The sequence below is a fragment of the Bordetella flabilis genome (genome assembly GCF_001676725.1).
Taxonomy (GTDB): Bacteria; Pseudomonadota; Gammaproteobacteria; order Burkholderiales; family Burkholderiaceae_B; genus Bordetella_C; species Bordetella_C flabilis.
In genome coordinates this window covers 1,395,128-1,406,951 of the sequence record NZ_CP016172.1, presented here as the reverse complement: position 1 = coordinate 1,406,951, position 11,824 = coordinate 1,395,128, and the positions used below count along the sequence as shown (strand labels likewise).

11 protein-coding genes are annotated in these 11,824 nt (G+C 66.5%); 5 read left to right on the top strand and 6 right to left on the bottom strand.

Features of this window, described 5'->3' with window-relative positions; genetic code table 11:
* Positions 1–68 precede the first annotated feature (68 nt).
* From BAU07_RS06080 to mgtE, 3 genes are all read left to right on the top strand, one after another.
* The gene (locus tag BAU07_RS06080) at positions 69–1,133 is read left to right on the top strand and encodes a YeiH family protein (protein WP_066654988.1); all 1,065 of its coding nucleotides are present in this window, start codon (positions 69–71) and stop codon (positions 1,131–1,133) included.
* 74 nt (positions 1,134–1,207) lie between these two features.
* Entirely contained in the window at positions 1,208–1,618 is a 411-nt protein-coding gene (locus BAU07_RS06075) for an acyl-CoA thioesterase (protein ID WP_066654987.1), read from the top strand.
* Positions 1,619–1,628: 10 nt separating this feature from the next.
* Positions 1,629–3,101, top strand: coding sequence for a magnesium transporter (mgtE, locus tag BAU07_RS06070; protein WP_066654986.1), 1,473 nt, complete (start codon positions 1,629–1,631; stop codon positions 3,099–3,101).
* A 79-nt stretch (positions 3,102–3,180) separates the two neighbouring features.
* Here mgtE and BAU07_RS06065 read toward each other — a convergent pair whose 3' ends face one another.
* Positions 3,181–3,795: a gamma-glutamylcyclotransferase gene (locus BAU07_RS06065; protein WP_066654984.1), complete on the bottom strand. Its 615-nt coding sequence runs from the start codon at positions 3,793–3,795 to the stop codon at positions 3,181–3,183.
* Between the two features lie 186 nt (positions 3,796–3,981).
* Positions 3,982–4,440: an Lrp/AsnC family transcriptional regulator gene (locus BAU07_RS06060; protein WP_066654983.1), complete on the bottom strand. Its 459-nt coding sequence runs from the start codon at positions 4,438–4,440 to the stop codon at positions 3,982–3,984.
* A 98-nt stretch (positions 4,441–4,538) separates the two neighbouring features.
* On the opposite strand from BAU07_RS06060, the gene BAU07_RS06055 reads away from it, so the two are divergent.
* On the top strand, positions 4,539–6,851 hold the full coding sequence (locus BAU07_RS06055) for a molybdopterin-dependent oxidoreductase (protein ID WP_066654982.1): 2,313 nt from the start codon (positions 4,539–4,541) through the stop codon (positions 6,849–6,851).
* 99 nt (positions 6,852–6,950) lie between these two features.
* The gene (locus tag BAU07_RS06050; RefSeq protein ID WP_084025402.1) at positions 6,951–7,535 is read left to right on the top strand and encodes a cysteine dioxygenase family protein; all 585 of its coding nucleotides are present in this window, start codon (positions 6,951–6,953) and stop codon (positions 7,533–7,535) included.
* Here the strand turns inward: BAU07_RS06050 and BAU07_RS06045 are convergent.
* The 4 genes from BAU07_RS06045 to BAU07_RS06030 form a co-directional block, all read right to left on the bottom strand.
* Complete coding sequence (locus BAU07_RS06045; RefSeq protein WP_066654980.1) at positions 7,520–9,214, bottom strand: thiamine pyrophosphate-binding protein; 1,695 nt, start codon at positions 9,212–9,214, stop codon at positions 7,520–7,522. The two genes, BAU07_RS06050 and BAU07_RS06045, sit on opposite strands and share 16 nt — an antisense overlap.
* 1 nt (position 9,215) lies before the next feature.
* On the bottom strand, positions 9,216–10,157 hold the full coding sequence (locus tag BAU07_RS06040; protein WP_066664940.1) for a tripartite tricarboxylate transporter substrate binding protein: 942 nt from the start codon (positions 10,155–10,157) through the stop codon (positions 9,216–9,218).
* Between the two features lie 99 nt (positions 10,158–10,256).
* Positions 10,257–10,961: a GntR family transcriptional regulator gene (locus BAU07_RS06035; protein ID WP_066654978.1), complete on the bottom strand. Its 705-nt coding sequence runs from the start codon at positions 10,959–10,961 to the stop codon at positions 10,257–10,259.
* Positions 10,962–11,092: 131 nt separating this feature from the next.
* Positions 11,093–11,815 carry a VOC family protein gene (locus tag BAU07_RS06030; protein ID WP_066654977.1) on the bottom strand — a complete coding sequence of 241 codons (723 nt, stop codon included), beginning with the start codon at positions 11,813–11,815 and terminating at the stop codon, positions 11,093–11,095.
* Between the last annotated feature and the right edge of the window lie 9 nt (positions 11,816–11,824).

Sequence of the window (11,824 nt, the reverse complement as noted above, 5' to 3'; positions counted from 1 at the left end):
TAATGAAGGCCGACAACGCAGTGATAAGGGGCGGTCCTGCTCCGCGCGCGTCGGCCATTGGAAATTCCATGTCTTCGACCACTACCCTCCCCCTCGCCGCGACGCCGTGGCGCGACAAGCTGAACGGTGTGCTTTTCGTCGGCCTGCTTGCGGCTGCCGTCATCCAGTTGGCCAATCTGCCCTTCCTGCGCGGACTGGGATTTTCGCCCCTGGTCATCGGTATCGTATGCGGCATGCTGTACGGCAATTTCCTGCGCGGCACCATGCCGCAGGACTGGAGCAGCGGAGTCAACTTCACCGCGCGCCGGCTGCTGCGCATCGCCGTGGCTTTTTATGGGCTGAACATCAGCATCCAGCAAATCGCCGCCGTCGGCTTGCCGGGGCTGGCCGTGTCGGTATCCGTAGTGCTAAGCACGCTGGCCATCGGTACCGTGGTGGGCCAGCGCCTGCTGGGACTGGACCGCGACACCGCCATGCTGACCGCCGCCGGCAGCGCCATCTGCGGCGCCGCCGCCGTGCTGGCATTCGAGCCGACCTTGCGGGCCCAGCCCCACAAGAGCGCGGTCGCCGTCGCGACGGTGGTGCTGTTCGGCACCCTGTCGATGTTCCTGTATCCGGTCCTCTACCATGCGGGCTGGCTGCATTTCGGCACCGAAGACCTGGGCCTTTATATTGGCGGCACCATCCACGAAGTCGCCCAGGTGGTGGGCGCGGCCAGCAACGTGGACCCGGCCACGACGGAGGTGGCGACCATCGTCAAGATGACGCGCGTTGCGTTGCTCGTCCCGGTGCTGCTGGTCCTGGGAATATGGTTGCGGGGCGCCGCGCGGGCCAAGGACCCGGCGGCCGCGGGAGCGGGACACAAAGCCCCGGCGAAGCTGCCCATTCCCTGGTTCGCGGTGGGATTCCTTGCGCTGGCCGTCGTGAATTCACTCCAGGTGCTGCCGGCCGACGTGGTCACACAGCTACGTCAGCTGGACGTGTTTGCCCTGACGATGGCCATGACCGCACTGGGCATCGAGACCCGCTTCGCGCAGATACGCAAGGCCGGCCCGCGCGTCATGGCGCTCGGTTTCGTGCTGTACCTGTGGCTGATTTTCGGCGGCTATGGCCTGGTGAAGCTGTTCGGCTGAACGCCGCACCGGCTGTCACGCGACGGGGGCAATTTTCCTGCATAATCGGCCGGTTGTCCGCCAGGAGCCGGCCCATGAATGCCAGCAAGAATCCGCATTTCGTCTCATTGCCCGCGAATCGCGAAGCGGTCCTGCGCGTCATGCCTTTGCCCGCCGATGCCAACGTCCATGGCGACGTCTTCGGTGGATGGATCATGTCCCAGGTGGACATTGCCGGTTCCGTCGCGGCCGCGCGCCGCGCGGCGGGCCGTGTCGCCACCGTGGCGGTCAATTCCTTCGTCTTCAAGCAGCCGGTTTTCGTCGGCGATCTGCTGAGCTTCTACGCCGATATCGTCAAGACGGGCACCACTTCCGTCACCGTGGAAGTGGAGGTCTATGCCCAGCGCCAGCGGCTGGACGCCGAAATCGTGAAGGTCACGGAAGCCACCCTGGTCTACGTGGCCACCGACGACGCCCGCCGCAGCCGGCCCTTGCCCGCGCTATGACGGACCGCCTATGACCGAGTCCGCCACCGCGCAAAAACCGGCCACGACACCGCGCCGCCTCGACCCCGAAGACGCCCAGCACGCACTCGCCGAGGTGCAGGAGTTGTTGCGCCGCCAGGAACTGGTCGCCAGCCTGGTTCACCGCCAGGAAGAAGGCGACAACCGCGCCGACCTGGTGGAGCAACTGGTACAGCGCCAGCACGAAGCCGAACTCAAGGCGCTGGTGGATGGCCTGCATCCCTCGGACATCGCCTTCATCCTGGAGTCGCTGCCCAAGGACGAACGTCAGGCCGTGTGGCGACTGGTCAGCGCCGAACATGACGCGGACGTATTGCTGGAGGTCGAGGACTGGGTTCGCGAGTCGCTGATCGAGGCGATGGACCGCCAGGACCTGGTCGCCGCCACGGAAGGCATGGACGCCGACGAACTGGCGGACCTGGCGCCCGACCTGCCGGCCGACGTGGTGGCGGAAGTCCAGAAGGGGCTGACCGACGAGGAACGCGCCCAGTTGCTCGAAGCCATGGGCTACCCCGAGGACAGCGTCGGGGCGATCATGGATTTCGAGATGGTCCGCGTGCGCGAGGACGTCTCCCTTGAGGTGGTGCTGCGCTACCTGCGCCGCCTGCACGAACTGCCCGACCATACCGACCAGATCTTCGTGGTGGACCGGCAGGACCGCCTGCAGGGCACCCTGCCCTTGTCGACATTGCTGGTCAGCGAACCGGAAACCGTGGTGCGCGACGTCATGACCACGGACTACCTGACCTTGGCGGCACTCGACTCCGACGCCGATGCGGCGGGCGCGTTCGAGCGTTACGACCTGGTATCCGCGCCGGTGGTGGACGATCAGGGCCGCCTTATCGGCCGCGTGACGATCGCCGACGTGGTGGACGTCATCCGCGAGGACTCGCAGGAACAGGCGCTGTCGCGCGCCGGCCTGCAGGAAGAAGACATCTTTGGCCCCGTGGGCATGGCCTTGCGCAACCGCGCGCCCTGGCTGTTGTTCAACCTGTGCACGGCGGCGACGGCATCCTTTGTCGCTTCACGTTTCGAAGGAACAGTCAGCCACATCGTCATCCTTGCGTTCCTGATGTCCATCGTGGCCGGGATCGGCGGCAATTCGGGCAACCAGACCATGACGATGATCATCCGCGCGCTGGCCGTCGGCCGCATCACGGGACGCAATCTCTGGCAACTGGTCAAGCGCGAATTGCTGGTCACGCTGCTCGTGGGGCTGTGCGGGAGCCTGGTGGCCGCGCTATTCGCCTGGGGAATTTCCAGTTCCATTTCGATTGCGCTGGTCATGATGGCGTCGATGATCTGCAACATGCTGGTCGGCGCCTCGGTGGGCGTACTGGTCCCTATGCTGCGAGACCGGTTCGGCAAGGATCCCGCCATCGGCTCGTCGGTCCTTCTGACCTTCGCGACCGATTCGCTGGGTTTTTTTATCTTCCTCGGGCTGGCCACCATCTTCCTGCTATAAAACCGTGCGGCCGATTCGCCGCCGCCGGCGGGTCCCGCCCCTCCCTGGCGAGGACCCCGTATGGTGCCGGGCACCGGCCTCAGAATGCCGGCATGAGTCGCCGCACCAGCTCGCCCAGACGGCAATCGCTGATGCCGTGGTCGCGCAGCGCCTTTTCGGTTTCCAGCACATACTCCAGGCAGGCGCCTGAACGGCCCACGGCGGTGCGGATAACATCCAGCCGGCGCTCCTCGGTGACGCTGCCGGCGTAGTCCGCGCAGGCCCGATTGAGCAGGAAGGCCAAGCCGTGTACCGGCCCCTGCTCGCTATGGCAGGTCAACCAGCGGGGAGTGTAGGCGCCGCCGATCATTTCGCGCTCCCACAGGGCGGCGAAGATCCCGGGCACTTCGTTGGCGCGAACGCGGAAGACCACGCCGCGGCAGCAGCCGCCCCGGTCGAGGCCGAAAACCAGGCCGGGCGCCTGGTCCGATCCGCGATGATGCCGGGACCACAGGCAGAGGGACCGGTGATAACCGCGCACCGTGGCCAGGCGACGCTCTTGCCAGGCGAAACCGGGCCGCCATATCAGGGAACCATAGGCGAAGACCCAAAGGTCATCGGTGCCATTCCAATGCTGCAGGATGTCGTCCGCAGACGGTTCATGGCCGGTCGTGGGCACCGGGCCATGAGCAAGGTCGGAAAGGACCGCGGACATCTTGTAATTCTCCGTTGCAGCGGGGGTGGGACGCTGAGAATCGTACGCCAGCGGCGGAGAAAAAACGTTGCTAGATAGAGGCCGCGGAATCCCTTGAAATAAAAATCGCGTTCTCGTTGTGCCGGGACAACAGAACGTTTTTCCACTCGGCATGCATTGGTTGCGCGGGCGCCACGCCATCCGGCCCTACACGCCGTCGAGGGGCAGCTCGGTTGTGCTCTTGATCACTTCCATGGAGAAACTGGCGCTGACGTCCAGCAGGTCCACGGCTTCGATCAGGCGGCGATAGAAGCGGTCATAGGCGGCCATGTCTTTCACGACCACCTTGAGCAGGTAATCGAGGTCGCCGGCCATGCGGTGGAACTCGACGACATTGGGCAGCGCCGTTACCGCATCGATGAGCGTCCGCGTCCACCTGGCGCTGTGCTGGCTGGTTTTTATCGCGACGAAGACCGTCAGGTTCAGCCCCAGCGCCGCGGGGTCCAGCAACACGGAAGTACGGGCGATCACCCCGTCTTCCTTGAGCTTCTGGATGCGGCGCCAGCATGGCGTAACGGAAAGGTTGACCTGCTCCGCGATTTCGGCGACCGACGCGCTGGCGTCTTTCTGCAACAGGTCCAGGATCTTGATATCGGTCTGATCCATCGGTTTTCCTCCGCGAAGGGCGCCATCTTGCCCGTTCCGGCCGGTGCCGTCCACCGGTCGGCCGCCGGGCCGGGGCTTTATGTTAAACAACGAGAATCATGTCACCGACCCTCCTGCGCTACCCGACGCTATCGCACTGGGGCGCCTACACCGCCCTGGTACGCGACGGCAAGCTGATCGGCTGCGAGCCCTTTGCGCACGATCCCGCGCCCTCGCCCATGATCCATGCCATGCCGGCCATGGTGCATTCGCCGCTGCGCGTGGCCAAGCCGGCCGTGCGCGCGGGCTGGCTGCGCAACCGTGGGGCACCGGAGCGCCGCGGCAGCGATACCTACGTCGAAGTCGAATGGGACCACGCGCTCAAGCTCGTGCACGAGGAACTGGCGCGAGTGCGCGCCGAGCACGGCGCCGCGGCGATCTTCGGGGGATCCTATGGCTGGGCATCCGCGGGCCGCCTGCACAACGCCATGACACAGACGCACCGCTTCCTCTACGCCGGCGGCGGCTGCACGGATCAGGTCGGGAACTACAGCTGGGGCGCGGCGCAGTTCCTTCTGCCGCATGTCATCGGCACCTACACGCCGTTGACGGGGAAGGTCACCGATTGGAATAGCGTGGCCAGCCACACCGACCTGGTACTGGCTTTCGGCGGCATGCCGCTGCGCAACGCCCAGGTCATCGCCGGGGGAGCCGGAGAACACACGACGCAATATTGGCTAGGCCGGTTGGCCGAGCGGGGCGCGCGCATCGCCATCGTTTCCCCCACCCGGGGGGATATGCCCACGGGCGTGAAGGCGGATTGGATTCCGATACGGCCCAACACCGACGCAGCGCTCATGATCGCCATGGCGTATGAGTTGCTGGAATCCAACCGCCACGACGCGCACTTCCTGGACACGTATTGCACCGGTTTCGACCGCTACGCCGCCTACCTACGGGGCGATACCGACGGACAACCGAAGTCCGCGGAATGGGCGCAGGCCATTTGCGGCATACCGGCCGCGGTCATACGCGAACTCGCGTTCGCGGCAAGCGCATGCCGTACGCTGGTGAACTGCACCTGGTCACTGCAACGGGCGCATCGCGGCGAACAGCCCTACTGGGCCAGCATCGCCCTGGCCGCCATGCTCGGCCAGATCGGCCAGCCCGGTGGCGGCTTCGCCTTCGGGCTCGGCTCCATCAATAGCGCGGGCAACCCGCGCGTGGACGCCGCGGTGCCGGAACTACCCAGCGGCCGCAACCCGGCACGACGCTCCATCCCGGTGGCCCGCATCGCCGACATGCTGTTGCATCCCGGTGAAAGCTACCGCTTCAACGGCACGGAACGGGTCTACCCCCACATCCGGCTGATCTACTGGGCCGGCGGCAATCCGTTCCATCATCACCAGGACCTGAACCGGCTGCAGCAGGCATGGACCCGCCCCGAGACCATCATCGTGCACGAGACATGGTGGACGCCTACGGCCCGCCGCGCCGACATCGTGCTGCCCAGCACCACAACCCTGGAACGCAACGACATTGGCGCCTCCTCGCGCGATCGCTACGTCTTCGCCATGCACCGGGCATTGCCCGCGCAGGGCGCAAGCCGCAGCGATTTCGATATTTACCGGGACCTGGCCGCACTGGGCGGCTATGAACAAGCCTATACGGAAGGACGCAGCGAGCGGCAGTGGCTCGAGCACCTGTACGAAGGCATGCGCGCCCGTTGGCGCGCGTCCGGGACCCTGCCCGAAGCGCCGGACTTCGATGACTTCTGGGCCCAGGGGTATCTTGCCTTGCCCCATCCGCACCGCGATTTCGTGCTGTTCGAGGATTTCCGCCGCGACCCGGCCGGCCATCCGCTGGCTACGCCATCCGGCCGCATCGAACTGTACTCGGAGCGCATCGAGGGCTTCGGCTATGCCGACTGCCCGCCGCATGCCGCGTGGCTCGCGCCGTCCGAATGGCTGGGCGCCGATACTGCCGGACGTTGGCCCCTGCACCTGATCACCAGCCAGCCTGCATCCCGGCTCCATTCGCAACTGGACCCGGCCCCATTGTCCGCAGCGGGCAAAATACGCGGCCGCGAGCCGGTGCTCATCCACCCCGCGGACGCGCACCCGCGCGGCATCGCCGAAGGCGACATCGTCCGCGTCCACAACGCGCGCGGCGCCTGCCTCGCCGGCGCCATTGTCGAAGAAAGCGTCATGCCGGGCGTCGTGGTCATGTCCACAGGGGCCTGGTTCGACCCCGCCGACGCCGCGCTTGAACGGCATGGGAATCCCAATGTGCTGACAGCCGACGTGGGCACGTCGCAACTGACGCAGGGAAGCAGCGCGCTATCCGCGCTGGTCGAGGTGGAGCGCTGGGCCGGCGCGTTGCCCGATGTGCGGGCATTTGACGTTCCGGTCGCCGCGGCCACCGAAGAATAGGCAAGTATTTTCCAATAGCGCGCCATCTGCCGACGAAATGGGCAATTTTTTTGCCGGCCGGCCTCGCTAGCATGACGGATGAACTCCCGGACATCGGCCATGCACCCTGACCCTTCCCCACCCGCCGCCCTGGCCCGCCTGTGCGATTCGCTGCGGGCGGCCCGCCACCTGCCGCAAGGCGGCCTGCTCGGGGCGATCGCCCGGGAAGTCGCCCAGGCCAACCCCGATCCCGGCAAGGCGCTGCACGCGGCGCGCGAAACCCGCTCCGGCACCGAGCGGGTCGGCTATTCCAGGCACGTCGCGTATGCGGACCCGTATGGGCATTTCACGATCGTCTACCTGGTATGGCCGCCACAGCAGTTCAGCCCCGTGCATGGACACCGCACCTGGTGCGCCTACCGGGTGCTGCAAGGGGAACTGACGGAAACCCTGTATCGCTGGGACGAAGCCGCCCAATGCGCATTGCCGGTGCGCGAGGCGGCGCGCCGTCCAGGTGACATCGTCACCGCCGAGGCGGGACTGGAGCAGATCCATCGCCTGGGCAATGCCGGCGCCGACCTCGCCGTATCGCTACACGTCTACGGGGTCGATGCGCAGGCCATCGCCACGGGCGTCAATCATCTGGTGCGCGCCGCAACGGCCGAGCTGCGGCCGGCCGCAGAAGCCGATCAGCCCATCCACTGACTGACAGGCGCCGCCGCATCCTGCAGCGGCTGGGCCACTACATCCACCAATGCCGGCCCGTCATGCTCCATGGCCGCGCGCAAGGCGGACTCCAGTCCGGCAGGGTCCTCGACCCGCCAGGCCTTCACGCCATAGGCCTCGGCCACCCGCGCATGGTCGGTGCGGTTGAAATCCACGCTGTAGTAGCGCTGGTCGTAGCCGGCTTTCTGGCTGGCCTTGATCCAGCCGTACACGGAGTTCGACAACACCACCATAAGCAGCGGTGCCTTATGCCGCACGATGGTTTCGAGTTCGCCTACGGTGAACCCGAAACTGCCGTCGCCCATGACCGATACGCACTTGGATCCAGGCCGCCCGAACCAGGCCCCCAGCGCCGCGGACATCGAATAGCCCAAGGCTCCATGCGCCCGGTTCGTGATGAAGTGCCGCCCAGGACGCGCGGCGTCGTAGTACGCCGAGAAATACGGGCATGGCGTTCCGGGATCGGCACACACGATGGCATCGTCGGGCAGGAGCCGGTTCAGGGTCTTGACCACGCGTTCAGGCCGGATCGGGCGCTCGGACGAGGCGGCCAGGCCGTCCAGCTGGGCGGCACGCGCCGCGCGCGCCTTCGCGGCCAGCGTCGCGCCGTCGACGGCGTCCGCGCGGCGCCGGGCGAGCCGGGGCGCCACCTCGGTCGCCAGCGCCTGCAACGCCAGCCGTGCGTCGCTGACCATGCCCACCTCGGTGCGATAGTTGGCGCCCACGACCATGGGATCGATGTCGACGTGCAGGATGAGCGTATCCCGGCTGGGGAAACGCCAATGTTCGGTGGAGGTGGAGCCCGCACGGCAGCCGATGAAGAGCACCACGTCGGCAGCGGCGACCACGTCGCGTGTGGCCGGGATGCCGCCGTTGGAGCCGACCACGCCAGCATTGAGCGGGTGCGTATCAGCCAGGCTGCCCTGGCCGCTGACGGTGACGCAGACGGCGGCGCGCAGCGACTCGGCCAGGGTTCGCAGGGCCTCGCAGGCATCGGCGATCACCACGCCGCCCCCGCATATGATCACCGGGCAGCGGGCCTCGGCGAGGATCGCGGCGGCGCGCGACACGTCGGCGGGATCGGGGGCATAGCGCATGGCCGGAAAGCGGCCGTGCTCGGGTTGAGCCCAGATATCCGACCCGTCGACCGCCTGCTTCATGACGTCGTAGGGAAAGCACAGGTGCGCGGCGCCGGGCTTGCCGCTGGTCATGGCGCGGAACGCCGCCCGCACCATGCCCGGAATCTGGTCGGCACGGTCGATAGTCCGGTTCCACTTGGTCAGCGGACGATAAAGGGCTTCCTGGTCCAGCTCCGTCAGCGGATAGCGGCCGCGCGACCCGACCGCCACGTCCGAGGTGATGCCCAGCACGGGTATGGAGGACTCGTTGGCCTCCACCAGTCCCGGCAGCAGATACGTCGCCCCCCCGCCGCTGGGACCTTCGCAGACGCCGACCTTGCCGGTGACGCGGGCGTACGCATCCGCCATGTAGCCGGCGCTGCGCTCGTCGCGCGTCAACACGTGCTGCATGCCGTGGTCCAGGCGGTACAGCGCGTCGTAGAACGGCAGGCTGGTGTCGCCGCACAGCCCGAAGATATGTTTCACGCCATAGGCTTGCAGCATGCGTACCATCGCCTCGGCGCCGTTCGGTTGTTCCATGTCAGTTTTCCAGGTTGATGTGATTGGTCTTGATGAAGGTGTCCCAGCGCTGGTATTCGCGCCGCACGTAGGCATCCAGCGCGGGGCCGTCGGAGGCGACGATCTCGAAACCGGCGTCGGTCAGTTTGCGGCGCACCTCCGGGTCGGCCAGTACGGCCTGGAAATCGGCCGTCAGCGCCTTGACCGTCGCGGCCGGCGTACCGGCCGGCGCGAACATCCCGCTCCATGAATACGCTTCGAATCCCGGATAGCCCGACTCGGCCACGGTAGGCACATTGGGCAGATCGGGCAGGCGCTTGTCGCCCGCGACGGCCAGGGCCTTGATCTTGCCGGCCTGGATCTGGCCGCGCAGCGCGGCGTAACTCAGCCACGTCATGTCGGCCTGCCCGCCCACCACCGCCTGCACCGCGGGCCCGCCGCCGCCGTAGGGCACATGCAGCAGGTCCACGCCGGACAAGCGCTTCAGCTGTTCCGGCGCCAGATGGTTCAGGGAGCCGACGCCGGTCGACGCGAAGTTGTATTGCTTGCGGGGGTTCTTGCGGGCGGCGTCGAAGAAGGCGGCCAGCGTATCGCCGGGCACCGAAGGATTCGCGCCTATCACGAGCGGAAAGCGCACGGTCTGGCCGATCGCCACGAAATCCTTGAACGTGTCGTAAGGCAGGTTGGTCTTGGCCGCCGGGTTCAGCGCATGGTTGTCGAAACTGACCAGCAACGTGTTGCCGTCCGGCGCGCTACGCGCGACGAAGCTGGTGGCGATCTGGCTGGCCGCGCCGGCGCGGTTTTCCACCACGACGGGCCGGCCATGCATGCGTTCGGACAGCTTGGGTTGCAGGATGCGGGCCAGGATATCGGTGCTGCCTCCCGGCGGATAAGGTACGACCAGCACCAGTGGCCGTGTCTCGGTGTCCGGATTGGCAGCGGCGGCGGGCGCATTGCCCGCCATCAAGGCCAGCGCCGATAACGCGGCACCGGTAAGCAGCCGGCGCCGCGGGTTGAATGCACGAGTTTTCGATTCAGCCATTTTTTGTTCCCCTTGCAGTGGTCAGGCGAGTTGATCGAGTTGGTCCCGCATGTAGATGGTGGAAAAGCCGGTCCGGATGACGTCGGTGATCTGGTCCAGGCGGCGACCGATGTGACTGGACATCAGTTCCTGCAGGCGTGCGTCGTCGCGGGCCTGCAAGGCATGGACGATGCACAGGTGCTCCGCCTGCGTATGGCTGCGGCGCCCTTGCCGCATATCGATCCAGCGCACGAAATGGATGCGCGCATTGATGCTTTCCAGGCTGCGCACGAACTCGTCATTGCCGGTCAGCCTGGCCAGGGAAAGGTGGAACTGTTCGTCCAGCGCCAGCAAGCGCGTGGCGTCGCTGTCTTCCGGGACATCGCGCGATGCCTCCACCGCCGCTAGCAGCGTATCGAGCTGCGCGTCCGTGGCGCGTTCGCAGGCCACGCGCACGATGCCGCATTCGAGCACGGCGCGGAACTCGTACAGGCTGTGGATCTGCTTGGCGTCCAGCGGACGTCCGATAAACCCGCGGTTCACCGATCTCGTGACGAAGCCTTCGACCATCAACTGGTTCAGGACCTCCCGCAAGGGCGTGCGGCTGACGTTCAGCCGGCGCGCCAGTTCCACTTCGTTGATGCGTTGCCCCGGCTTGAAATCGAACTGCACGGCCATGGCCTTGACGGCGTCATATAGCTCGGCCATGCCGGTGGAGGTCCGGGCAGCATATCGAGGTAAGGCCATGAAGTCCCCAATCCGTTCTGGCGAAAACTGCATACTAAAGTGTATGCAGTTTTCGCCGCCAGCGGGTTTACCCCGATCGGCGCGTCGCAATCAGTGAATGGGGAAAGATGGCGCCGCGCGGCGCCGTGTCGTCAGAGGCCGCTGCGAAAAGGAAGGCGGCGACCGTCGTGGTGTACGACAGTAAGCCCACGCAGCGCCGTAACGTCGGCGACCGTGGTCGGGGAAATATGCAGCCGGGCAGGTCCCAGCGGCACGTCCCAGGAACCGTCGTCGCACGCCGACGGCAGGGTATCGGCGACGCGCGCGAAAGCCCGCGCCAGTTGGGCCGGGTCCTGCGCCTCGGCCGCGATTTCCGTGATGGCGCGGGCCCCATTGGCATGCCGCATCAACGCCGGCTGCCACACGCATTCCGGTGTCAGGTGCTGGCAGAAATAGACTCGTATTCCGGGAACGGGCTGTACGGCGAAGCGCACGGTATCGAACCGGGCCTCGACTTGCTGCCCATCCAATATGGCCGGACGGGTCAGCTTCTGCACGGGATTGACCGCGTAGCCGGCGTCGCGCAGCCTGTCATACGTGGCTTGGGCGTCCTGCGTGCGCAAAACCAGCGCCTCCAGCCCCAGGGGGGAATCGGCGATCTCCTTGCGCGCCGGCACGGTTCCGGCGGGCCAGCCCAGCAGCTCGATATAGGCATGCTCCAGGACAATGAGGCGGTTCCACGATCCCAGGTTGTGGGTGGCGGTCTCGCTCAGTGTGTACCCCTGGGCTTCCACGCCGGGCGCCAGTTCTTCCATGCGATCGCGCACCATGATGACGGCGTGATCCAGTTCGGCGGGTCCGGCCTTGCCTGTCATGGCCGGTCC

What these genes read in the sequence shown, in the direction of transcription:
- BAU07_RS06080 (WP_066654988.1), top strand. Translation starts at nt 69, where the DNA reads ATGTCTTCGACCACTACCCTCCCCCTCGCCGCGACGCCGTGGCGCGAC.
- BAU07_RS06035 (WP_066654978.1), bottom strand. Translation starts at nt 10,961, where the DNA reads ATGGCCTTACCTCGATATGCTGCCCGGACCTCCACCGGCATGGCCGAG.
- BAU07_RS06050 (WP_084025402.1), top strand. Translation starts at nt 6,951, where the DNA reads ATGCACCCTGACCCTTCCCCACCCGCCGCCCTGGCCCGCCTGTGCGAT.
- BAU07_RS06060 (WP_066654983.1), bottom strand. Translation starts at nt 4,440, where the DNA reads ATGGATCAGACCGATATCAAGATCCTGGACCTGTTGCAGAAAGACGCC.
- BAU07_RS06055 (WP_066654982.1), top strand. Translation starts at nt 4,539, where the DNA reads ATGTCACCGACCCTCCTGCGCTACCCGACGCTATCGCACTGGGGCGCC.
- mgtE (WP_066654986.1), top strand. Translation starts at nt 1,629, where the DNA reads ATGACCGAGTCCGCCACCGCGCAAAAACCGGCCACGACACCGCGCCGC.
- BAU07_RS06065 (WP_066654984.1), bottom strand. Translation starts at nt 3,795, where the DNA reads ATGTCCGCGGTCCTTTCCGACCTTGCTCATGGCCCGGTGCCCACGACC.
- BAU07_RS06030 (WP_066654977.1), bottom strand. Translation starts at nt 11,815, where the DNA reads ATGACAGGCAAGGCCGGACCCGCCGAACTGGATCACGCCGTCATCATG.
- BAU07_RS06075 (WP_066654987.1), top strand. Translation starts at nt 1,208, where the DNA reads ATGAATGCCAGCAAGAATCCGCATTTCGTCTCATTGCCCGCGAATCGC.
- BAU07_RS06045 (WP_066654980.1), bottom strand. Translation starts at nt 9,214, where the DNA reads ATGGAACAACCGAACGGCGCCGAGGCGATGGTACGCATGCTGCAAGCC.
- BAU07_RS06040 (WP_066664940.1), bottom strand. Translation starts at nt 10,157, where the DNA reads ATGGCGGGCAATGCGCCCGCCGCCGCTGCCAATCCGGACACCGAGACA.